Source organism: Paenibacillus nasutitermitis (assembly GCF_014641075.1).
Taxonomy (GTDB): Bacteria; Bacillota; Bacilli; order Paenibacillales; family Paenibacillaceae; genus Paenibacillus_Z; species Paenibacillus_Z nasutitermitis.
In genome coordinates this window covers 1079809-1102135 of sequence record NZ_BMHP01000003.1, presented here as the reverse complement: position 1 = coordinate 1102135, position 22327 = coordinate 1079809, and the positions used below count along the sequence as shown (strand labels likewise).

Annotated in this window: 20 protein-coding genes and 1 pseudogene; 14 read left to right on the top strand and 7 right to left on the bottom strand. The window is 47.4% G+C overall.

The features are described 5' to 3' along the window. Positions 1-214 precede the first annotated feature (214 nt). The 3 genes from IEY46_RS23670 to IEY46_RS23660 all read left to right on the top strand — a co-directional run bounded on the left by IEY46_RS23670 (position 215) and on the right by IEY46_RS23660 (position 4770). Positions 215-2680, top strand: a complete 2466-nt coding sequence (locus IEY46_RS23670) for an O-antigen ligase family protein (RefSeq protein ID WP_188995669.1) — start codon at positions 215-217, stop codon at positions 2678-2680. A 248-nt stretch (positions 2681-2928) separates the two neighbouring features. Beyond that, the gene (locus IEY46_RS23665; protein WP_188995667.1) at positions 2929-4152 is read left to right on the top strand and encodes a copper amine oxidase N-terminal domain-containing protein; all 1224 of its coding nucleotides are present in this window, start codon (positions 2929-2931) and stop codon (positions 4150-4152) included. Positions 4153-4404: 252 nt separating this feature from the next. Then, the gene (locus IEY46_RS23660; protein WP_188995665.1) at positions 4405-4770 is read left to right on the top strand and encodes a MerR family transcriptional regulator; all 366 of its coding nucleotides are present in this window, start codon (positions 4405-4407) and stop codon (positions 4768-4770) included. Positions 4771-4820: 50 nt separating this feature from the next. On the opposite strand, the gene IEY46_RS37100 is transcribed toward IEY46_RS23660, so the two are convergent. Beyond that, positions 4821-4973: an imine reductase family protein gene (locus IEY46_RS37100; protein ID WP_373288868.1), complete on the bottom strand. Its 153-nt coding sequence runs from the start codon at positions 4971-4973 to the stop codon at positions 4821-4823. 35 nt (positions 4974-5008) lie between these two features. On the opposite strand from IEY46_RS37100, the gene IEY46_RS23655 reads away from it, so the two are divergent. From IEY46_RS23655 to IEY46_RS23645, 3 genes are all read left to right on the top strand, one after another. Next, positions 5009-5866 carry an alpha/beta fold hydrolase gene (locus IEY46_RS23655; RefSeq protein ID WP_373288867.1) on the top strand — a complete coding sequence of 286 codons (858 nt, stop codon included), beginning with the start codon at positions 5009-5011 and terminating at the stop codon, positions 5864-5866. Positions 5867-6382: 516 nt separating this feature from the next. Continuing rightward, positions 6383-7630: a DUF4153 domain-containing protein gene (locus tag IEY46_RS23650; RefSeq protein WP_188995663.1), complete on the top strand. Its 1248-nt coding sequence runs from the start codon at positions 6383-6385 to the stop codon at positions 7628-7630. A gap of 1056 nt (positions 7631-8686) precedes the next feature. Beyond that, complete coding sequence (locus IEY46_RS23645; RefSeq protein ID WP_188995661.1) at positions 8687-9223, top strand: dihydrofolate reductase family protein; 537 nt, start codon at positions 8687-8689, stop codon at positions 9221-9223. 267 nt (positions 9224-9490) lie between these two features. Here the strand turns inward: IEY46_RS23645 and IEY46_RS37235 are convergent. Next, positions 9491-10496, bottom strand: a pseudogene (locus tag IEY46_RS37235) (IS110 family RNA-guided transposase); the annotation flags it as partial. A 339-nt stretch (positions 10497-10835) separates the two neighbouring features. Between IEY46_RS37235 and IEY46_RS23635 the strand changes: the two are divergent. From IEY46_RS23635 to IEY46_RS23625, 3 genes are all read left to right on the top strand, one after another. Beyond that, positions 10836-11156 (top strand): ArsR/SmtB family transcription factor, encoded by a 321-nt coding sequence (locus IEY46_RS23635; RefSeq protein WP_188995659.1) that lies wholly within the window; start codon positions 10836-10838, stop codon positions 11154-11156. Further along, on the top strand, positions 11149-11565 hold the full coding sequence (locus IEY46_RS23630; RefSeq protein ID WP_091177033.1) for an SRPBCC family protein: 417 nt from the start codon (positions 11149-11151) through the stop codon (positions 11563-11565). Before IEY46_RS23635 ends, IEY46_RS23630 begins: the two co-directional genes overlap by 8 nt. 162 nt (positions 11566-11727) lie before the next feature. Further along, on the top strand, positions 11728-12180 hold the full coding sequence (locus IEY46_RS23625) for a cupin domain-containing protein (protein ID WP_373288866.1): 453 nt from the start codon (positions 11728-11730) through the stop codon (positions 12178-12180). 286 nt (positions 12181-12466) lie between these two features. On the opposite strand, the gene IEY46_RS23620 is transcribed toward IEY46_RS23625, so the two are convergent. The 3 genes from IEY46_RS23620 to IEY46_RS23605 form a co-directional block, all read right to left on the bottom strand. Beyond that, positions 12467-13132, bottom strand: a complete 666-nt coding sequence (locus tag IEY46_RS23620; protein WP_188996147.1) for a DUF998 domain-containing protein — start codon at positions 13130-13132, stop codon at positions 12467-12469. After that, positions 13125-14483: an alpha/beta fold hydrolase gene (locus IEY46_RS36485; RefSeq protein ID WP_229750486.1), complete on the bottom strand. Its 1359-nt coding sequence runs from the start codon at positions 14481-14483 to the stop codon at positions 13125-13127. The genes IEY46_RS23620 and IEY46_RS36485 overlap by 8 nt, the downstream gene beginning before the upstream one ends. A 105-nt stretch (positions 14484-14588) precedes the next feature. Next, entirely contained in the window at positions 14589-14924 is a 336-nt protein-coding gene (locus IEY46_RS23605) for an ArsR/SmtB family transcription factor (protein WP_188995657.1), read from the bottom strand. Positions 14925-15151: 227 nt separating this feature from the next. On the opposite strand from IEY46_RS23605, the gene IEY46_RS23600 reads away from it, so the two are divergent. Then, positions 15152-15835, top strand: coding sequence for a hypothetical protein (locus IEY46_RS23600; protein ID WP_188995655.1), 684 nt, complete (start codon positions 15152-15154; stop codon positions 15833-15835). A gap of 272 nt (positions 15836-16107) precedes the next feature. Here IEY46_RS23600 and IEY46_RS23595 read toward each other — a convergent pair whose 3' ends face one another. Both IEY46_RS23595 and IEY46_RS23590 read right to left on the bottom strand, forming a co-directional pair. Then, positions 16108-16767 carry a peroxiredoxin-like family protein gene (locus IEY46_RS23595; protein ID WP_229750485.1) on the bottom strand — a complete coding sequence of 220 codons (660 nt, stop codon included), beginning with the start codon at positions 16765-16767 and terminating at the stop codon, positions 16108-16110. A 130-nt stretch (positions 16768-16897) separates the two neighbouring features. Then, positions 16898-17863 (bottom strand): helix-turn-helix transcriptional regulator, encoded by a 966-nt coding sequence (locus tag IEY46_RS23590; protein WP_188995650.1) that lies wholly within the window; start codon positions 17861-17863, stop codon positions 16898-16900. Between the two features lie 251 nt (positions 17864-18114). On the opposite strand from IEY46_RS23590, the gene IEY46_RS23585 reads away from it, so the two are divergent. The 4 genes from IEY46_RS23585 (at position 18115) to IEY46_RS23570 (ending at position 22319) form a co-directional block, all read left to right on the top strand. Then, complete coding sequence (locus IEY46_RS23585) at positions 18115-19047, top strand: ABC transporter permease (protein ID WP_188995648.1); 933 nt, start codon at positions 18115-18117, stop codon at positions 19045-19047. Positions 19048-19066: 19 nt separating this feature from the next. Further along, complete coding sequence (locus tag IEY46_RS23580) at positions 19067-19948, top strand: carbohydrate ABC transporter permease (RefSeq protein WP_188995646.1); 882 nt, start codon at positions 19067-19069, stop codon at positions 19946-19948. Positions 19949-20008: 60 nt separating this feature from the next. Beyond that, positions 20009-21739: a DUF3502 domain-containing protein gene (locus IEY46_RS23575; RefSeq protein ID WP_188995644.1), complete on the top strand. Its 1731-nt coding sequence runs from the start codon at positions 20009-20011 to the stop codon at positions 21737-21739. Between the two features lie 145 nt (positions 21740-21884). Then, the gene (locus IEY46_RS23570; RefSeq protein ID WP_188995634.1) at positions 21885-22319 is read left to right on the top strand and encodes a hypothetical protein; all 435 of its coding nucleotides are present in this window, start codon (positions 21885-21887) and stop codon (positions 22317-22319) included. Positions 22320-22327: the final 8 nt, after the last annotated feature.

Sequence of the window (22327 nt, the reverse complement as noted above, 5' to 3'; positions counted from 1 at the left end):
ACATTTATCATTTAAGAAAAGCTTGATTTATCAGGCTTTTTTATATTTTATATGGATAAATTTGTGTCCAAAAAAGTTTTACTTGCTCATGTTTCAGGACTTTGAATTTTAATCAATAAATACTAATTATATGAAAATATGGTATTCTAATTACATATTCAGTTTCTTATCTTAATCATTTGCCAGATTAATAATCCAAAGGAGATTTGCGAATTTGAACAAGATCAAGAACAAGAAGACTCTTCTTCAAGAAAAAGATTCCACCAATACGTCTCTCATCCAATGGGCAATCGTTGCAGCCATTGTGCTGTTTTTAATTATTTTCCCGTTTAAATACGCTTTATTTAATGGAGCCCAATTAGGATTTGAAGGGAATCTCCTTTCCTTCATGCTGTATACGTCCATCCTTTTTCTTCTGGTGGGCATTCGCTTCCTCTATAGCTGGAGACCGGACGATTACAAATTTCTGCTGTCCCTTGGCGTGCTGCTGCTCCCTATGATGTATGTGATCTCTTCCATCCAGGCGGTTTCCGTACACCTTGCCAGACTGCAGATTCAGCTGGAATTTATGGTCTCGGCTTTCTTCATCATCGGTCTGTATATAGCAGAAAACAAGCTGCACCGGCGAATTGTGGAATTAGCGGTCCAACTATCAGGATACACGATTGTTATCTATGGATTGATGAACCTATTCGGACAGGTGTATTATCCCCAGGCGCTGTGGTTGGCTGACAACGGTTATCGCCTGACCTCGGTATTCCAATACTCCAACTCCTATGCAGCGTTTCTTGTCGCACTTTTCCTGGGCGGTCTGTTCTCGGCCATGGATGCCAGGCAGTGGTACTTGCGGGCACTACACAGCTTTATGCTGGTCCCGATTTGGTTGTCGCTGATGCTGACTTATTCGCGGGCAGCGCTTGTGCTGCTGCCTGTGATCATCTTATTGATTTTACCGTTTCTGAAAATAGGCCGGCAGCTGCTGTATTTAATCTATATGATGCTGGCTGTACTCGTTTCTTTTCTGATCCTGAACGTTGTAACGACAACGGCCGATAAAATCGCCGCTATCCTGGAGCCCGCCTCCGAGCAGGGGAAGACTCTATCCTTCTGGAATGACCTTCCATTGAGCGGATGGGGGATCGTTCTGGGTGCCGCGGCCGCAGTTGCAGCATTGATTGTGTTTCTTCATCCCGGGTTGTCACGGATTCTGGACGCCAAAACGGCCAAACTGGCGGAGTCCAGGCTGTCCATCGCTGCTGTGCCCGTTCTCTTCCTTATAGTGGGGACATTAACGGCCATTCTCGTACTTTCCAGCAGCGGAGTCAGAAGCCTGCTTCCGGCCAGTATTGCCGACCGTTTGGAGAATATCAACCTGGAGCAGCACAGCGTTCTGGAGCGTGAAACCTTCTACCAGGATTCATTCAAAATGATCGCAGACTATCCTATTATAGGAAGCGGAGGAGGAGCCTGGGCAGGATTGTATCAGAAATATCAGAACAATCCGTACGGCAGCGAGCAGACACACAGCTATTTTCTGCAAGTTATGGTTGAAACCGGCGGGCTGGGCATCGTTGTTTTGCTGGGTTTCCTGATTGCGGTTTACGGCCTGTTTATCCGTTCCTATATCCGAAATCCGGAGCTTCGCGGGAGCGGGATGTATTTCTTCATCCTGTCCTTGTCCATTCTGGTGCACAGCTCCATCGACTTCGACATGAGCTATATGTATCTGTCCGCTCTGGTATTTCTATGTTTGGGCGCTATGCTTGCCCCGTATCACAAGACTTTTGGTATTCCTGCCTGGCAGAAAAAAGTTCAAGATGACAAAAGACGCCTCATATTCCCGATATCGATTTCTTTATTGGCATTAATCTTATTTTTCTGGGTATACCGGGGATATGATGCCCGCGCCAATTTTAATCAGGCCATTCATATGGCCGTCGCCGAGAAGAAGCCGCTTGATCAACTGCTGCCGCATATCGATCGCGCCATTGCGATTTCTCCGGATCATCCAGACTACTCGCTCATGAAGATAGAGTGGATGAAACAGGCGTTCAAATCCACCGGGGACGAGCAGTACCGGAAGGAGCAGGGCAGACTGATCCGGCAATTGAAGTCCTATTCCCCGTATCATTTTCCGTTGTTAATAGAGGAATATCATTATGACAAGAGTGTAGGTGATAATGACAAGGTACTGCGAACGATCGACGAAGGGCTGGAGAAGTTCCCGTGGAAGATGGAATTTTATGAAGCGGGCATGATGGAATATTATTTGTACGGGGAGAATGAGCGGCAGAAGGACGAGCAGGCGGCGGAGGCCAAATGGGATCATGCTCTTGACCTGTATCAAGAGGTGCTGGAGCGCATCGAACATCTGAAGACGCTCCCCGCCGGACAGCTTCCGGGCCGCGAGTTTTCGGTTTCCCCGTTAATGAGGCTTGCGGTCGGTCAAATTTATGTCCATCGCCAGCAGTATGAACAAGCGATAGACTTGCTGAAGGAAGATATGAACAGCGAGTTCACGAATAACATCATCCGTTCTGAGGTTCAAGTGTATTTATCCGCTCTTGTGGCCACGGGCCAGCAGGATGAGGCATTGCGGGTTAAGTTAGCCGAAGCGGAGGAGAAAGCGAAGCAGGAGGAGCTGGAGCGACAGCAGAAAGCATCCGCCACTGGCCTTTGAAGGCTAAATCCGTTCGAATCTGTATGCGGTCCTTCGGCCAGGCTATATCTTGACCCTATTATTAATTTATCAGCCTAAGGATTTTAAGGAACTTTTTCGTTTTCTTTAAAACATCAGAAAGTATATATTTTTTCGCTTATCCTTTTCTGATATTTCTGAGGGAAGAAACTTACTTTGCCGCTTAAAGACGGCGAAGCCGTTCTTCTTGCGTCAAAAAATATATCAAACATCCTGACGGGAGGAAGAAGATGAGAAAGCGCGATCATAATAGAAAATCCATAGCATGGGGAAAGATCTTCGCCTGCAGGGCAGGTGCTCTGCTGCTTTCTGCAAGTCTGCTGCTTACGCTGGCCTTGCCTGCCGCTTCCGCCTCCACCGATCCACAACTGCCTGCTTCGCCCTCAGATTCTTTTGCCCGGTTGGCGGCTTCTTGCAGCTCGGAAACGCTGACTCATGTATCCATCGCCGGTGGAGATATGCTATATGACACCCTGTACGGTGCCCGCAAGGAAGATCGTCCCCGGCTGGACAAGGTCTGTGGCATCGTCAAGAAGTTTGCGGCCGCAGGCAAGCCGGTAAAACCATTTGACCCCACGCCAAATACCTTCTTTCACGGGCTGGGAGTGACCTTCGTCGGAGACAACAGTGGTTCTGTCTTCCAATATATGAATGCGATCTATTGGGAGAGCGGGGACCAGTTTCTAAAGCTGACGGACAGTAAGGCCATACAGGAGTACAATTCCTTTTTTATACGAACAGAATTCCTATCCATAGCTCCCGAGTCACCTCGATTCGGCGAACGTGTGCACCTGAAGGGCCATCAACCACTCTTCTGGTCAGAATCCGTCTATGTTTTCTGGATTCCTAAGAGTGCGTCGCACACGTCGTCTTCTTCCACGTCATCGGGGAGGCCTTCATACCCTTCCGACTCGGCTTTGCTTTTGTATGAGGGCAAGCAGCAATTCGGTTATTACGACTTGAAGTTCCTCTTGCCCGCCCTTGGCAAGGCCGCCGACGGCAGCCTGAAGTCCTTGGGGAGCGAAGGAAGTTTCACCGTGATAAGCGGCTCAGGCCAAGGAGGCAGCCACTCGGACGGAATCTTAAAGCTGCTGCCGTCGAGCAAGCCTTTCCTGTCGGTGAACGGCGTGCCATCCGAAAGCGTGGATTTGAGGCCCTTGCTGAGGGAAGGCCGTGCGATGCTTCCTCTGCGTTCGGCAGCGAAGCTCGCGGGTCAGTCCGTCGCCTGGGACTCCTCCTCGTGGAGCGTTTTGATCCGCTCCAAACCGCCTCAGAAATCGGATTCCTCGTATCTGCGGCCGCAGCTTTGGATCGACGGCAAGCAAGCCCCGCCGGAGCTTCAGCCCATTCTGCTCGGTGGCGTGACCTACGTGCCAATACGCACACTTACTGCTGCTTTCGGTATCTCCGTAGCGTGGGATAGTGTCAGCCGAAGCGTGCTTATCGAGTCGTAGAGGGTGAGCAGTTTGCAGTAAAGGGTTCGGTTCTATTTGTAGCCGGCCAAGACCGGTAGCTGTAGGTGCATTGCGTTAACGGACAGGACAGTTCAATCTATGGTAGGATAAGGAAGGATAATTCTTTTTGGTAGTTAGGAGCGGAGGAATCCATGTCTTCGTCTGAACTGGCGTTAATCAGTAAAATGAACAAGTAAATGTGAGATTACCGTTACAGCGTTGGAAATATTTGGATCAAGGAGGACTTTTTCATTGAAAATAAGTGAATTGTCCAAAAGAACCGGAGCAAGTACCCGGTCCATTCGACATTATGAGCAGAAAAATTTAATTACTGCATTTCGCCTTGAAAATGATTATCGGGAGTTCGATGAATCTGTCGTCGAACGTATCAGAACCATTCAATTCTATCTGGGTCTGGGACTGACAACCGATCAAATAGCGGACGTATTGGAATGTAATGATACCGGTCCCGAACAATATCAATTTTGCGATGATGTGCTTAAAGCCTATCAAGAAAAGTCGGATACGTTCGCTAGACAAATTCATTCATTGGAAATTGTAAAGCGCCGATTGGATGAACACATTGTGCAAATGACGGAAATGATAGAAAAACAGTGAAATAAAAGGGAAGAGACCCCGTCCGTATAAGACTGGGGTTCTCCTGGAGACTAGACGGTTGGATTCCTGAGCAACTCGGTTATACGTGAGACTGCATCGGATCTGTAGCCCTTGTCGATTTCACGCTGGGCAACGGCTTTGACTAAACTGAGAAAGCTGACGTCGATACCATGGTGCTCAGCCGCGTTAATGATGTTCTCCATACCAGAGACTGCTGAGGAGATTGAAGGGTGATCACTTGCAACGAAAAATTAGTATGATAAATTGCGGAGCGAGTATGCTGGAATATTCCGTCACCGGTAAGGGAATCCCTATATTATTGTTTCATGGCGGGCATTCAGGCTGTCTGGAGGAATTTGGTTTTCAGAGGTTGGTAGAGTCAGGTTATTCCATTATAACTCCTTCCCGATCCGGATACAGCAGCACATCTCCAATTAAGGATTTGAAACAAGCATGCGTTAATTACAAGTTGTTGTTAGATCATCTCGCAATTAAAAAAGTCCATGTGATTGCTGTTTCCGCAGGAGGTCCTACCGGAATCGTATTTTGCTCTTTGTTTCCCGATAGAGTTTTAAGTTTCACGCTTCAGTCTGCGGTTACGAAGCCATGGCTTACACCCGATGATAAAGTATACAAAATGGCAAAGCGAATGTTTAGGCCAAAAACTGAAAAAAGGACATGGAAAATGCTTGCGGCGATGAATAACTTACTGCCTAAGTTAACGTTCAGAATGATGGCACAGTCCTTTTCAAAACTACCATTTTCGGAAGTTCGTAAACGGCTTGACAGTCAATCGATTGAAATGTTTCGGAAAATGAATAATCGTCAGCGTTCCTACTCGGGATTCTATATCGATTTGGAGCAAACCCAACAAGATTATTCCAAGGAGCTAGGGGATATCCAAGCGCCAACGTTGATTATGCACAGCCAAAATGATAGTTCTGTATCCCTAAGTCATCCCAACCACGCGAAGACACTACTAAGCAAGTCTGAAATGTGTATTCTTGATTCGTGGGGCCACCTTATTTGGATTGGAAAGCACGCTGCCGAGTTTGATGCTGCCCTTATTTCATTTATATCTCGATATCATAACTAAGTTGCTGTTTCACAGCATTCCCTCCTTAATCATCTTATCCCCCATACTGACCGAACTCCGAATAAAATGGACCCTCAGCGCGCATCAGTGGACGTTAAAAAGGATGACTCCTGACGAATTCAGAAGTCATCTCTTGACGGCTTAGAGCTATAGGGTTTTTTTCAAACATTGTCCCTAAATCGGGTTACAGTTCAGTTCAGGAACCCCCGGTTCTTTTTATGCTGCCCTAATAGAACATTTAAAAGCGTGGCCTTATCCATATCTTCCAGCTCGATGCGAAAAGCCCAACTTCGATCCCTCCCTTATTCTATTTTCTGATGCAATCCCTATAAGAAAAGCAGGATGCCGGCCAGCGTCGGATCCAAATAAAACGAACAAAAATATAATCCTATTCGATAATTATTTATTGTAAAACAATAAATTACGTGTTAATATCGTTTTAAAGATGGTTGTTTTTCTTATTGGAATTCAGGTTCTTGCATGGTACAACAGTCAAGGATAAGAGGAGGTATAATCATGGACAATAACAATCGGATTATTGAAAATATGGCTAATCCCCATGAGCTGGAGAGCATGTTTAGAAAAGAACCCGAAGCTTTTAAAAAGTCATTCTCAGACGCCTGGGAACAATACCCGGAATCGCAGGTTCTTGCCGCTTGGTATGAAAGATTGCATTTCAAAGAGACAGCAAATACAGAAAAAGCTTCCTTGCTTCAAAAAGATTTCTTATCCATGGGCCTATTAGCCATTCTGGCTGGGATAAGCTCCAGGGTCATTTTTCATTTTACTGAACAGCAAATAATAGCCCCTATTAATCTTGTTTTTGGTATACTTCCCTTTATTGCAGCCTATTTTGTATCCAATAATACCCCCAAGAAAAATGTTCTTTACACCCTTGCTTCGTTATTCCTTATCTCTGGCGTTTATCTCAACATGCTGCCACTAGAGCATAAAGACAGTGTAATTCTGGCTTATATACACCTTCCCATTTTCTTGTGGGTCGTATTAGGGCTTGCATTTACAGGAAATGAATATGGCAAAGGGAGAACAAGATTAGCCTATCTTAAATTTAATGGGGAATTTTGCATACTCTACGCCAGCATGGCAATTAGCGGAATGCTGCTAACAGTATTAACCATGCAGTTATTCAGATTTGTTGGCATGGATATCTCTGAATTTTATTTTAAAAATGTCGTTTTATTCGGTGCTGCCGCTCTCGCTATTGTAGCTACATACCTGATATCAAGGAACCTTAAACTTTCTAAACATATTGCACCCTATATAGCCCGCATTTTTAGTCCTCTTGTATTGACCACATTGTTGGTCTACCTTGTAACGGTTATTTGGGTGGGGAAAAATCCTTTCTTGGACCGTAATTTCCTCCTATCCTTCAACGGAATACTCCTTAGTGTATTGGCTGTCACCATATTCTCCATAACCGAAAGCGGGACAGACGAGAAAAAGAACATTTCTGATTATATAAATTTTGCCTTGATTGTTCTTGCTCTTATCATTGACAGTGTGGCTTTATCTGCCATCGTGTTCAGGCTTTCTTCTTATGGAATTACGCCTAACCGGGTTGCTGTATTAGGCGTAAACCTGCTTATCTGGGCCAATCTAATTTGGATTATGCTCTCCTATATGCGTTTTCTACAAAACAAAACCGGACCTTCAACCATCCAAGATGCCGTTACTACGTATTTGCCGGTCTACGGACTCTGGGCAGCTTTCGTTACATTTACTTTTCCTTTAGTTTTTAATTAGACTAGAGGAAGCTCATCAAAAAGAAAGTAGAATATGGGAATTTAGAGCTATGGCGGAGATTCAGTAATTCGACTCCCCGTCGTTTATGGTCTTCAAATTCCTCTTTGTAGTACAACTCACATAATCGGAAGATCGTTTAATATTAGGCGTTTCCTTCGGAGAGGTGTAAATGATATTGTGATCGCCGCTTTTAACTTCCCGTCAAATGCAAACAGAAGCGTAAATAATTCAGCTGGTGTCCTTGCACGTATCGAAATTGTACTAGAATCCGGTAGTAGCTCAAAGACACCTAACGAAGGGGTGTCTTTTCTTTATAAGTTCAATCGGTTGCGAACGCTATAACGTTGCCGACGTCGTAATCATCGCCATGTTCGACTTTAATTCGCCGCAACCGGCATGTTGAACATAAAAGATAGGAGTAGACGGATATTTGTGATAACCGAGTTTTTTCAAACGGTGTGCTCGTCATGGTCGTAAATACCTCATTCGTTATCAGTGCTTCATGTGACAACCGAACGAAGAGAAAAGCATCAATGACAAGAATAAGCGAAATTAGATCAACTCCTTGATATCCCTCGATTCAATGTTGTAGATACGGCAGCATAACGAAACAGTACCTTCTTAGGGTTCGAACCAGAGCAATGAGATACAGACAACTGAAGCACGGATGAGTCAGAACGAAACTATCATACGGACGAAGATCCTGCCTTCGCAGCATATCTGACCTCCACCTCATGGACAGGTTGAATGAAGGAATGTGGGAGCGTAGACTCTGTGAGACTTGGGAGGGTTGACCTCCAATATATCGAATATCTAAGAATAAGTGAGCTTTCAAGAGTAAAGTGATTCCTCATAGAGGGAGAATTGTTGTTTAATTTACCATCCTTCGTTAAATTAAATTTGTATTCGGTCAGGCCAGGACTGTGCACATTAGCAATCCATGAGAAACCGGACATGCTGTTGGATGATAAAATGTAGACATAAAAGAAGGCTGCATATGGAACGTGTAATCTTGATGATGAATGTGCGAGAAAACCAGGGAGGAGAGTCAGTCGCATGGCAAAGATCGTTTTCGCATTGAACCAGTCTCTGGACGGATTCGTCGACCATGACCACGCGGCATTTCAGCCCGACCCCGTGCTATTCCGTCATTTCATCGATGACGTGCGCGGTCTGGCGGGCAGCCTGTACGGGCGCCGCATGTACGAGACCATGCGGTATTGGGACGGAGACCATTTTGAATGGGATGCACCGGAACGGGAATACGCAGCGGCGTGGCAAAGCAAACCGAAGTGGGTGGTGTCGAGGACGTTAAAGTCCGTCGGTCCGAACGCTTCTCTGATCGAGGGCGACCTCGCAGCGGCCATACGTGGGCTGAAGGCTCAGCATGAAGGGGAGATTGAAGTTGCCGGGCCGGAGTTGGCCCACAGTCTAACGGAGCTCGGTCTCGTTGATGAGTATCGACTCTATCTCCATCCAGTCGTGCTGGGTCACGGCAAGCCGTTCTTCGCCGGTCCGCGGCCGCCGCTGCGCCTCGTGGCAAGCGATCGAATTGGCGAGAAGGTGATCAGGTTGACCTACGTTCCAGCTTAGTTGTACAGTTGACCCAGGGGCCTAAAGGGCACGTTACTTTAATAGGGATCCTCCGACTGTAGCGACAGTCAGAGGATCCCTTATTCTTTAAAATTTGTTCAGTTATGCGAACTGAGATAGATGACAGTTCACCAACTAAATGGTATTCAGGAATGAAAGCACGTTTAAGTCCTCCAACAATAATTATCAAATGTATTAAGAAATAAGCTAACGGTTTAAACGCCATGAGCATTATACTATCGGGATACTATAGCACAACAATCAACAGGCTGCACGTTTAGTAATTCGATTTCGTGTTGCAGTAAACTTGCCTGAGGCGAACACACTCGGGTCAATACCTGCAAAAGCCTCTAGTTTCTTAGGATGATCAAAACGGTCGACTTCTCCAATTTCCGATAAAATTGTTGCCGCAATTTTATGGCCAATACCGGGAATCGACTGGATTAAATCATATTCTTGAATTTCTTCAGCTAGGGCATCTATGTTTGCTTCCAATCCAGCTAGATGCTCCTGGTACTGAAGAATGAGTGCTATCAAAACCCTCAGATTAACCAAGTGGCTTGAGTACATGGTTTGCTGAAAGGGATTTTGTTTTGCCGCATCCAGTAGCCGTTGAACTCTTGCGCTGACCCAATCCTCTGAACGCCCTCGTCTTGAGGTAAGCAGTTCCTTAATTTTAGAATTTAGCGTCTCTTCATCCGTTTGAGTACCAAATATGAGGTCGGAAACTCATTTAGGAATCGAAGTGAAATGCTAGAATACATAGCTCCGAAAACACCTTTGTAAGCAGGGAAAACTTGATCCAGAACAGCTTGGAACTGTAATTTAGTCTGCACACATTTTGGAAAGAGACTCGTACTGTCGAGTGAGATAGCGCAGATTAAGTAGTTGCACCCCCCTTTTTTTGAAAGGCTCAAACTCTTCTTTGTAATATAACTCACCCAGAAGATAAATCAGCAGCATCCGTCTTTACCTTACGAAGATTGGTCTTCCTAAGTCGATTCGAAATGAGAGGATTAATGACAATGTACAGATAGTGATGCTCCTCCAAGAATTGAACAACGGAGCTTTGGTAATGCCCAGTTGCTTCTAGAATAAGCATAGGGCGTTGACAAGACGCGTGCTCGACGTCTTGAACAACTTGAAGTAGCTTCGCTAACCCTTCCCGAGTATGCTCGAAATGGAACGTTCCTCTGTACGGTTTTCCACGCTCTAAGAAGGCTTGTCCATGACTTTCTTCTTTTGAGATATCTAGACCAATAACAGAATTCATACAATCTCTCCTTGATATAGATTTACCGGCAACCCTATGTGTTCATCTTGTCGCTCCATAGCATCGCTTGTTATACGGGATCTCAAGTCCCAACCAGCCTCAATCATGGTCATGACAAGTAGGGGTGAACATTATAGCGCTCGGGATCAAGTCCCACGGGCAGGTACGTTCGACCGGCTACCTTAATCCTCAAAGCAAATGAAAAAAGGATCAACCAGTAAAAACTGGTTGACCCCATAATGCTAACGGGCAGGATAATGTAATAAACTGTATGGATATGCTACAGGTTTTTTTCAGTTGAGCTTGACATGCAACTAACTAGTTGCATATAATAGGGGCATGGACAAAGTATTTAAAGCACTTGCCGATGGAACTCGCAGACATTTACTCGACCTCTTGTTCGCAAATAATGGACAATCCTTAGGAGAACTTTGTAAACAAATGGCTATGACTCGTCAAGCTGTTACGAAGCACCTTCAGTTGCTGGAAGAGGCAAACCTTATAACTGTTGTTTGGCAAGGCCGTGAGAAGCTGCATTATCTTAATCCGATACCTATCGGGGAAATTTATCAACGCTGGATCGGCAAGTTTGAGCGTCACCGGATTGAAGCATTAAACACACTAAAGCAAGCCTTAGAGGAGGATTCTAATCATGAATAAAACTTCATTCGTTTATACGACTTACATCGCAACTACACCCGAGAAGCTTTGGCAAGCCCTAACTAACAGTGAATTCACCAAGCAGTATTTTTTCGGTCGTGAAATCATCTCAGATTGGCAAGTTGGCTCCAGCTTTAAATTGATGGATAAAGATAAGGTTGATCATCATGGTGAAGTTCTTGTATGTGAGCCCTATCGTTTACTCACAGTTACCTGGAGCGTCAGAGACGTTGAAGGGGAGCGATTCTCCAAAGTTACATACGAATTAACACCTATGAACTCTACTGTAAAATTGACTCTCAGTCACGATGATATATTAGAGAAGGATGGATTTAATAATGGCTGGCCTTCCATTCTCAGCAATTTAAAGAGCCTGCTCGAAACAGGCAAAACCCTGCCAGCCTTTTAGTTTAGCATTGGTTTAGACTAAACCTTTGGAAGTCCCGGCTTGACGAGAGTAATCGTAGTAATAACCACGGCTGACAACGTCTGCAATGACGAGGGCGTCTTTGGGGGCGCTCTTCGAAGGGCAGTTATCATTCTATTAATGGAACAATTAATCTAAGGTGAGGTGAGCAAATTGGAGTCGAATCAAGCGAATTACTCTGTTAACCATGCAGGTGCGTTTTCGAATTTTGGAAACGTCACGGAAGGAATGCTAAAAGGAAAAATTTTCCTAAAAGATTTCTTAAAACTTACGAGCATGGAAGTTTCACTCAATAATCTGCCCCCCAAGGCGGAAATCCCCTTCTATCACAAACACCAAGAAAATGAGGAACTCTACATCTTTCTTAAAGGACAAGGTCAATTTCAAGTGGACGGAAATGATTTAGATGTGTTCGAAGGAACTTCAGTTCGAATCGCTCCTGACGGAGTAAGAGCGTTGCGGAATACGTCCGCTTCGGAAGACCTGTATTTTATCGTTATTCAAGCCAAAGAGAACAGCCTAACCCAATGGGTGGAGACAGACGGGGTAATCCTGGAACAACCCGTCGAATGGGGGAAGAGCGTTGAGTTCAGCTAACGGAAACGATAGCGTAATAACAAAAAAGGACGAGGCTGTGTCATTGAGCGACAGTTTCGTTTCGGCTAACGATAATTGGGAAGATTTTTATCTTTCAAAAATCGAGAGAGTTGAAGAACGCTGAACGGATAGCCGAGGATTAAAGGGTTCATCCATTAAACTCCCTCGGGCAGCCAGGCCAGTTGACCTCGAGTAAGACAACAGAGAAAAGCACCCTTGAAAGGTGCTTAAGCTCATACTATTTTAGCGTTCTTCCTGCTGTAGTTGTTCTTTAATGCGTTCGTTATTATTCGCTCAGCTTGCGAAGTTTGATCACGTGAAACCCTACACTCAAGAACCACCCCAGGTAGGACACAACCAAGAATCGTCCGAACAAACCTGCAAGCACATCTGGATTGAACTGACCGTCGCCCGGAATTTGCAGGATGAATAACGCCATGAGGACAATCATAATACCGCTGGTGACAAACAATCGTCCCCGAATGGGTCTCCAGGCTTCATTGCGTGCCAGTGCAAAGCTGATCAAGAGGGCGGCGACAGGCGTATAGTCGAGCGTGGCGCCAATTGAATGCATCTTACCGCTGAAAGTTGCAGCATCCGGACTCACCGATATGGGGTCAGTCACAAAGACGGCTGCTATTAATACACCTGTGGCACTTAGTCCAAAGATAACAAGCCCGATGTATCCTGCAAGGGTACGAACTTGCGAGAAGATAGCAACCCCGGCACTTACCAAACTCACGGCGAGCAATACGAATGCAAGATGCATCATCCAGCCGAAGCTGCCTAGAGCGTATTCGCTGATAAAGCGCCATGTCGGATCGAATTCCGGCTCCAGCAGGTGGAGGGTGCCAAGGACAATAACGAAGAACGCTATCGAGAAGACGGACAATCGTGCGGCATTTGATGCAATCGCCGAAATTGGTTTTGCAGTCAATAATGGTTTAGCCAATTTCGGATCCTCGAATGGCGTTAACCTCGTCATTGGCATTTTCTTCTAGAGCGATGTCATAATCGATAATCGTCTTCGCTATGATGTCCGGAGCCATCACGACTGCCGAATGGTCCTGCCCGGTCAGAGTGCGGGTTTCAACCAGAGGCAGCAGCCCGGTAAGTGCTTTGGCTGTGTCGTGGAAGAGCGGTTCGCTGTTCTCGCCTGTCATGATCAACGTGGGAACGTTCACTTTCCATCGGCCGGCAGGAAGCGGTTTGCCGGATTGCGTATCGCCCATAAGCATGCCGTCATAAACGAGTGTGTGCGACATGCTTTCCATCGCTTCCCAGGAAGGATCGGCTTTCATATAGCCGATGTATTCCGCCGGAATACCGAGAGCTTCAGACATAAAGTATTCGACCGCTTCGCTTCTTCTGCCGGCTTGGTTGAGCATGTTTAAATGTTGAACGTATTCTGTCGGCACGGGTTTGCGGCTGTCATTGATAATGAACGGTGGTTCGTACAAATACAGCTTCGTTACCTGTTCTCCTAATCGGCTTGCCGCTTCAAGGGCTAACACAGCGCCGGATGAGCTTCCGAACAGGCAAGCGTGGCCGCCGGCCTTTTGGATGAGAGCCTCAATATCCTCGACTTCGCGTTGGACAGCATACGGCGTGGCATCAGAGCTTTGGCCGCGGCCTCTGCGATCATAGTTGTAGACGGTGAAATGAGTGGAGAGCTGCTCGGCGAACCCGGCTGCATCGCGATGGTCAGCAACTGCCGATGATATGAGAATAACGGCGGGTCCATCTCCTTGCTTTTCATAAGCGATTTTTGTTCCATCCTTTGAAGTAACTGTGTCCATATGTCCTCCCGTTAACGTTTCTAAGTATATTTCAAGCCGGTCACATGCATCGGTGAAGCCTTCAACCATACCCATTGCTTCGGCATTGTCCAATTCTTCGGCACTGGCGAATCGCGTAACGATGCTAAGCTTCGTGCCACTTGCTGCTTCTTTGAATAGAACGGTTGTCAGCATCTCGCTGTTCTCTACGACATTCCAGTCTTTATCGGTAAACGAGTCAGTGTATACCAGTGTATAGGGTTCATGAACCTCTTGATAAACGGCCTTGCAGAAAGCCTCTTCCCCGCTAGTGTCATCCGATTTCAAACTATAACGCCAAACACCGCCGGGTTTTACATCCATTTCATATACAGTGGCGCTCCATAATTTGGGGCCCCACCAATGCGCAATGTGTTCCGGCTTTGTCCAACCTTCCCAAGCAAGCTTGGGAGGCAGGGCTACGATCCGTTCCACAGTAAGCTCACGAGAATCGCGATTTTTAAGAATCCTTGTTTTTGATTTCATCTTCATTCATCCTTTTTAGATTATTTTCAAGCGCATTCAACCGCTCATTCCAAATGGCTTGGTAGTTCCGGATGTTGCTGCGATAAAGCTTGAGATAGAAGGCTATCATACGTCCTCCTTTCTTTTGTAGTCGAGCATATAATCCTCGAAATGATCCAGACGCTCTTCCCAAAGGATACTAAATGAATCAAACCATTCATCCAGATCCTGAAACGGCTGGGCTTCGAGGCTATATATTCGCTGTTGTGCCTTGCTGCGGGCGCGCACCAACCCGGCCTCGCTCAAAATGCGCAGATGGCGAGACACTTGCGGCTGACCGATGTTGAGGGCCTGAACGATTTCGCTCACCGATCGCGGCGCTTTTTTTAAAAGCTCAACAATATTGAAGCGATTCGGCTCGGCAAGTGTGAGTAACGTTAATTGCATGGTTGTTGTATTCATACATGCAATATACACCAAAGTGTATATATACGTCAACGTATATAATAAAATGTTAAAGAACTCACACATTGAATAACCGCTATTTACGGTTGATAAGTTGTGAGTTGTGGAATAAATCAATCGCTTTAATTTAATGATGTCAAAGTGACAACTGGAAAAACAGACTGTTTTATCCAAAAAACATATGTTAAACTCTTGCCTGAATAGAGGTAAGGGAGATGATGCTCTTGTCAGAAGGGTATGAAGCTACAAAGGAGCTTAGGGATTCTTTATCCCATGTACTGTGGATAGGCGGTGCTTCGGATTCGGGCAAGAGCACTGTTACGCGTATGCTCGCAGAACGGCATCGCTGGCAAATATACCCTTGCGATTTCCATGAGCATAACCATTTCATCGCTCGTGCCGATCCTGCGTTACATCCCGCGATGTACAAAGGGTCAGGTAAGACGATCGACGACAATTGGGTATATACCACACCCGAGGCCATGTTTCGTGATATCCTCACCACCAACGACGAGCGATTTCCCATGATCTGCGAGGATCTTCAGGCCATGCCTAAGTGGCCCAAAATTTTGGTGGAGGGCCCTCGACTCTTTCCAAAACTAGTTCAACCGCTACTCTCGGATATCCATCAGGCAATTTGGCTATTGCCGACCGAGAAGTTTGCCCTAGAGTCTGCCGCCAAGAGGGACAAACCACAATTGAGAATTAGATCGAGCGATCCGGTACGATTTCAGAGCAACTTTTTTGGTCGAGAAGCTCTTTTGAGGGATTATCTCCGTCAAGAGGTCATATCATGTGGATTACCCTATGTCGAAGTGGATGGCTCAGATTCTGTAGATCAGGTGGCGAGAAGGGTAGAGGTGCACTTTGAGACCTGTCTGACATCCGGTGAAGCTACGGAGAAGTAAGTTGGCAGCTTGCAAAATGTTGCAAATATTGTTCAACAAACGGGAAACGTTAGCTCAACCAAACAGCGGCAGTCCAGGACTATTTTTCCGGTCCAAACTGCCGCTGTTTTCAAATATGTACTGGTACCTCAGGTGATATAACTAATATAGTACAGCCTTGATAATCCAATCGAATTCGAGCATCACGACAAAGGTAGAGCCTGCAGCTATTGCGTGGCCTCCATTAAAAGGAATGATGTCTCTGCAAGGTGTTGGATGAAAATAAAGTCCCCTCATAACGAATGGAGAAAACGCAGTACCTCATCGGGCTCCGCCCGTGTCCGGTAATCCGGATTCACGCTTGCAAAACGGATAATACCATTCTTGTCGATGATATAAGTAGCTGGCACGGGAAGTTCCCAGGAATCGTCACCATTATATTCCTCCAGTGCAAAGCCGAGCGAGCGGTAGATTTCCCGCAATTCTTCGGGGAGTGAAAATTTAAGCTGGTACCGTTCCGCCACCTGATTGTCCGAATCGCTCAGGACATGAAATTCGAGCTTGTGTTTCTCGCGAAGGGTCAGCGAATGGTCCGGAGTAAGGGGACTTACCGCGAGCAGTTGAGCTCCCACCTCTTGAATGCCGGCCAGAATGTGCTGATACGCTTTAAGCTCCAAGTTGCAGAACGGACACCATGACCCTCGGTAAAACGTGAGAATTACCGGTCCCTTTGCGGATTCCGCCGATAAGCTGACGTTGCTGCCCGTCTGATTGCTCAGAGTGAAATCGGGTGCCGCCGCTCCGACCGATAATCCCTTGGCGGAACCGGAATCCCGAAGCTGGCTGATCGATTGCTCGAAGGCGCCGATCACCTCCTCCGGAAGCACCTCCATTCCGTGTTTCCATACTGCTTCCAGTTCTTTTTGCAAGCTTGAATGATGCGTGGTTGCCATATCCATCTCTCCTTCCCCGATATCCGAAATCATACCATCGTACAGGGAACGCCTTCTACCTCTGGACGGAGCCGGACGGCGGTTTGGGGGATTATCCGCAACTTCATGATCCGAATATCAAGGGAGCGGCTTAATTCCGGCGAATGAACGCGCCGGGATTTATGCCGAATTTATTGCGGAAGGCTTCTGCAAAGTAACCGGGATTCGAGTAGCCGACGGCGAGCGCCGCCTCGATTACGCTTGTGCCGCTATTCTGCAGCAGGTGGTAAGCTGTTTCCAGACGCTGCTCCTTGAGGTAGCCGAACAGCGTTGTTCCGTACATTTCCTTGAAACCGAATTTCAATTTATTATCATTCAGGCCAATGAAACGGGACAGCTCCAGGAGCGAAGGAGGATCCGTCATCCGCGCCAGCATGATCTCCCTCGCCTCTGCTATCTTGGCCATATCGGACCGGGACAGTCTGGTAGAAGCCGGCCTGCCGCTTGGATGGAAGGAGCGGAAGGCTCTGGACATCAGTTCCAGTATTTTGTATTCCACTTCAAGGTTCCGCATGCCGGCTTCTGCATTCATCATCTGCAGCAGCAGTATATGGGATGCCGGATCTATTGTCTCCCGGAACATCCGGAAAGACTGTCTCCCAATGATCCGATTGAAATCGACAGATCGCGTCCCGCCAACCTCTTCCATGAAGCGGTGGAAGGTCGGGACCGGGATGCCGATGCTTATCATTCGAAAGGACTGCCCCCCCGAAAAATGCATGTCGGCTTCGGCCGAATCGACGAACTGTACTGCGAAGCTGCCGGGAGGCACGACCTCGTGTTTTGCGCCGGACACCTGAATTTCTCTGGCTCCTTCCAGGCAGTAACTCAGCTCCACCATAGCCGTCGTGGTCTGAAGACGGATTACGCGGTCGCCGTGCAGCCTGAACTCTGCAATAGCGGCTCCCAGATCGGCACGAGGCACTATCCTTCGGATGGAGCCCTCCCCCATCTGCGGCTCCAGCTTCATCCATTCCGTCCGGTTATCCGTCTGTCTACGCATATGAAGACCGTCAAAGAAAAAATTGAAGTTGCTATGAATGTCCGGTAAGCCCATCCTTATGCCTCCTTAAGCCAATGAAATCTGATTATTCTTTCATTGATAATATTTCTTAACTACAATATTGTCGATAGCTAAGCAGAGAAAAATTTCGCCCAAACGGGCGATTTTTTTTGTTTCTGCAGCACAATCCGGGCAAAAAAATCATCCTATCCCGATAAATGGGATGGTAACGCCCTGTGGCAGGGGAAGGTTACAATGAGACTATAGGAGCAAGCGGGCAAGCGCAAAACGAAAGGAGAGCCAATATGAAAGCGGCATCAATACGAAATAAGGGCTTGCGGGACTTGATCAATAACCGTTATTTATATTTGCTCGCCATACCGGCCGTGTTATTCAGCATCATCTTTGCCTATTTGCCGATGGTTGGCGTTCTTATCGCTTTTCAGGATTTTAATCCCATTAAAGGTTTATGGCATAGCGAATGGATCGGGCTGGACAACTTCAAATTTTTCTTCCGCGGTCAGGAATGGATGACGATCACCTATAACACGGTGTTCTTCAATATCATGTTCATTATTACAGGCACCATTCTGTCGCTCGCCTTGGCGGTAATGCTGACCGAGCTTGGCAAAAGCATCGTGGTGCGGGTGATGCAGTCCGTCATGATTCTGCCGAATTTTATTTCCTGGCCGATTGTAGGGTTGTTCTCGGTCGCTTTCTTCACGGCGGATACGGGCGTGATCAACCAGTTTCTCTCCACCATCGGAGCCAGCACCATCGATTTTTATACGAATGAGAGCATATGGCCGCCCATTCTCGTTGTGCTGAACCTGTGGAAAACAGCCGGGTTTGGAGCCATCGTCTACATGGCGGCGATTGTGGGCATCGACAAGGAAATGTATGAAGCGGCCCGCATGGATGGAGCATCCCGGCTGCAGTGCATCTTCCGGATTACGCTGCCGATGCTCAAGAGCACAATTGTGATGCTGTTCCTGCTGAGTCTGGGCAATATTTTCGGCGGCAATCTGGATATGATTTATTCGCTTGTGGGCGATAACACGTTCCTTACCGACCGTACGGATACGATCGATATTTATGTATTCCGGGCGCTGCGCACCTCCGGATCGCTTGGCATGACGCAGGCCATCGCTTTGTACCAATCCGTGATTGGCTTCATTCTCGTCATTACAGCAAACAAAATTGCCGGCAAGCTGGACAAAGAATCCGCATTATTCTAGCACACAGGAGGTTGCAGCTATGACAAACGCAAGTCATGAACGATGGATGAGCGTCGTCTTCTATATTTTTTCCGCGATCTTCGCGATTGCCTGTCTGTACCCGTTCGTGCTGGTGGTAGCCAGCTCATTCACCGATGAATCGGCCCTGCTGCGGGACGGGTACCGCTTATGGCCCAATGAATTTTCGGCATCCGCCTACAAGGCCATATTCTCCACCAGCACCATACCGCGGGCTTATCTCGTTACCATCTTCGTTACGGTCGTGGGAACAGGACTCAGCCTGCTGGTAACCAGTATGGCCGCTTATGCCTTATCCGGCAGAAGACTCTATTTTGCCTCCCATATTGCGCTGTTCTTCTACTTTACGATGCTGTTCAGCGGCGGGATGGTCTCCAGCTACATTCTGACGACCAAATATCTGCATTTGCAAAATTCAATCTGGGTGTATATCCTGCCCGCGCTGCTCTCGCCGTGGAACCTGTTCCTGATGCGCAACTTCTTCAACGATATCCCGAAAGAACTGTTCGAATCGGCAAAGCTTGAAGGCGCCGGGGAAACCCGGGTGCTGCGCTCGATCGTGCTTCCCCTCTCCCTGCCTGCGCTGGCGACGATCGGCCTGTTCTATGCACTCGCCTACTGGTCCTCCTGGGCTCCGGCGATGCTGTATATCGACAACCCGAACCTGTTCTCGCTGCAGTACATCATTATGCAGATTATCCGCAATGTGGATATGGCACAGAACATTGCAGTAGCCGGCGCTCAATCCACGCAGGCGGTTGCCCCGGCCTATACGGTCAGGCTGGCGACAGCGATGGTTACGGTGGGGCCGATTATTTTCCTCTATCCGTTCCTGCAGCGTTATTTTGTAGGAGGCTTGAAGGTAGGCGCAATTAAAGGCTAAACTCGGTTAATAGCCGATTGGCATAGAGAGTTATTACATTCATCTTCGGGAGGGTTATACATGAAAAAGAAAGCTGCAAAAACAGTCTCGCTTATGCTCTCGGTCATGATGGTCACATCCATGCTTGCGGCATGCAGCAGCAACAACAACAGCAGCAACAGCAATGACGGCAAGAAAAACAACACCGGAAGTACAGCGGCCAATACGCCGGATAAAGAAACCGCCACGGATGAAGGAACCAAGACACCCGATCCGGTCACCCTCAATATTATGCTGTGGGGCGACAAGCCCAAGCAGTTCGACGATGTGATTGCGGAATTTGAGAAACAGACGAAGGATACGCTCAATCTGAAGCTGAACTTCACGTTTACCCCGCAGGCGGATTATGTGAACAAGCTGAAGCTGAAGCTCTCGGCCGGCGAACAGGTCGATATTGCCTTTGACGCGCCATGGATGAATATGAATACCTTCATCGCCCAGGACAACTATACGAACCTGGACAGCTATTTCAACAGCGACCAGTATCCGGGCCTGAAGAAGTCATTTGGCGATGGTTATCTGAATAACAATAAATTTACCGGTGTGGACGGCGCTCTTCATACGTATGGCGTCCCCTTGGGCCAATACCTGGGCGAGCTGAGCGCGGTATTCTACCGCAAGGATCTGGCAACGAAATATGGCATGTCCGATATAACCAGCTATGAGGAACTGCAGAAATTTTATGACAATGTGCTCAAGAACGACAAGAACGTCACACCGCTGATTATCAAGAACGATGGAAATTACGGCGCCGCAGCCGTTATTGAAGGCAACAAAGAATTACCCGATAAATCAGGCGCAGGCCTGTGGGATCTTGTTCTTGGGCCGAATGTCACCGCAACGACCATGATCAAAGACAACCAGGTAACCGATGTCCTTATAAATGGAGGCAAGACGGCGGATATGGCCAATCTTCCCGCCCCGTTTAATACCAAAGATTATTCCACTTACGAGACGATCCGCCAGTGGCATGACAAGGGGTATATCGAGAAAGAGCCGATTGTCCGCAAGGATGCGGGCGGCACGTTTGCCGCAGGCAAAGCCGCTTCCATGCTCGAGGTGCTTTCGAATTTCGATTCTATCCAGGCGCAGCTCAAAGCAGCCGTTCCTACAGGTGAACTGGGGATATTCCTGGCCCAGCAGAAAGCACGCGACAAGGTGCAGCCGAACCCGTATTATGTGAGCGATTTCCGGATCTGGAACTTCCTTTGTATTCCGAAAACCTCCGCCAACGCGGACCGTGCCATGTCCTTTATCAACTGGATTTTCGAGAGCCAGGACAATCATGATCTGTTCGAGCTCGGCATCAAAGGAAAGAACTGGGAGCCGGTCGGCGACGACAAATATAAATATCCCGATGGCGTGGATGTAGCGTCCAACTATAATTTCCCTGGGTATATGCTGACCTGGAATCCGAACTACATTCGACTTTCCGCCAATGTGCCGGATAATATGGTTGAATATTACCGTTATATCGCCGATGAGAAAACATTCGTGAAATCGGCGCTGGCCGGATTTGCTTTCAATCAGGAGCCGGTGAAAAATCAGCTGGCCAATCCCGATTTTGTAAAAGTGTTTAACGATGAGCTGGCCTACAAGCTGGGCATGGTCGCAAATCCCGCAGCAGGCATGGCGAAGCTGCAGCAGAAATGGGAGGGCAACGACCGTCTCCAGGAGGACATTGAGAAAATAAAAGCAGAAGTGAAGAAGCAGCTTCAGGCTTTCCTCGATCAGCAGGGAGCAGCGAAATAAATCTGCTTGAACGTAATCGTACGCCCGGATGAAGCAGCAGAGCGATTTGCTGCTCATCCTTTTTTGATGAAGGAAATGATTCTTGCACCGGCTGCACGTTACAAGAGACAAGCTCATTTCATGCCAGAAAAGGAGCGGATACCCCATGATTCGGAAGGTTCAGCAAACGGCTGATATCCCGGGGCCCAATAAGATGCGCGACAGCCGTGATTGGGTCGGAATGCTGATGGCTTATCGTCATATTGTCATTGGCGCTGCGGAGGCGGAAGGCATTCTGCGCCTGGATTGTCAGGGCACCGACTATGATCGCGAGGGAGCGTTTCCGGCATATCTGTGTTACAATCCGCACCAGCAGAAGCTCAAATGCCGGATGGAGACCGGAACGACGGAGCCTATTCGCGTATATGATGCAGTATCGCATACTTTTCTGACAGAACGTATGACCGGGCCGGTGGAGCTTGCGCTTCCGGCTACAGCCGTAATCCTTGCGATTGTCGTACCGGCAGACGAGGACGTGATTGAAGAAGGCAGACAACGGTTCGTTAATGGCATCATCATCGATTATAACATCACGGTTTAATGGCAAAC

Excerpts from the sequence above, each read along its gene's own strand:
- IEY46_RS37100 (WP_373288868.1), bottom strand. The coding sequence starts at position 4,973 with ATGGAGAACATCATTAACGCGGCTGAGCACCATGGTATCGACGTCAGC.
- IEY46_RS23595 (WP_229750485.1), bottom strand. The coding sequence starts at position 16,767 with ATGGCAACCACGCATCATTCAAGCTTGCAAAAAGAACTGGAAGCAGTA.
- IEY46_RS23570 (WP_188995634.1), top strand. The coding sequence starts at position 21,885 with ATGATTCGGAAGGTTCAGCAAACGGCTGATATCCCGGGGCCCAATAAG.
- IEY46_RS23585 (WP_188995648.1), top strand. The coding sequence starts at position 18,115 with ATGAAAGCGGCATCAATACGAAATAAGGGCTTGCGGGACTTGATCAAT.
- IEY46_RS23580 (WP_188995646.1), top strand. The coding sequence starts at position 19,067 with ATGACAAACGCAAGTCATGAACGATGGATGAGCGTCGTCTTCTATATT.
- IEY46_RS23650 (WP_188995663.1), top strand. The coding sequence starts at position 6,383 with ATGGACAATAACAATCGGATTATTGAAAATATGGCTAATCCCCATGAG.
- IEY46_RS23665 (WP_188995667.1), top strand. The coding sequence starts at position 2,929 with ATGAGAAAGCGCGATCATAATAGAAAATCCATAGCATGGGGAAAGATC.
- IEY46_RS23590 (WP_188995650.1), bottom strand. The coding sequence starts at position 17,863 with ATGGGCTTACCGGACATTCATAGCAACTTCAATTTTTTCTTTGACGGT.
- IEY46_RS23575 (WP_188995644.1), top strand. The coding sequence starts at position 20,009 with ATGAAAAAGAAAGCTGCAAAAACAGTCTCGCTTATGCTCTCGGTCATG.
- IEY46_RS23645 (WP_188995661.1), top strand. The coding sequence starts at position 8,687 with ATGGCAAAGATCGTTTTCGCATTGAACCAGTCTCTGGACGGATTCGTC.
- IEY46_RS23605 (WP_188995657.1), bottom strand. The coding sequence starts at position 14,924 with ATGAATACAACAACCATGCAATTAACGTTACTCACACTTGCCGAGCCG.
- IEY46_RS36485 (WP_229750486.1), bottom strand. The coding sequence starts at position 14,483 with ATGAAATCAAAAACAAGGATTCTTAAAAATCGCGATTCTCGTGAGCTT.
- IEY46_RS23630 (WP_091177033.1), top strand. The coding sequence starts at position 11,149 with ATGAATAAAACTTCATTCGTTTATACGACTTACATCGCAACTACACCC.
- IEY46_RS23635 (WP_188995659.1), top strand. The coding sequence starts at position 10,836 with ATGGACAAAGTATTTAAAGCACTTGCCGATGGAACTCGCAGACATTTA.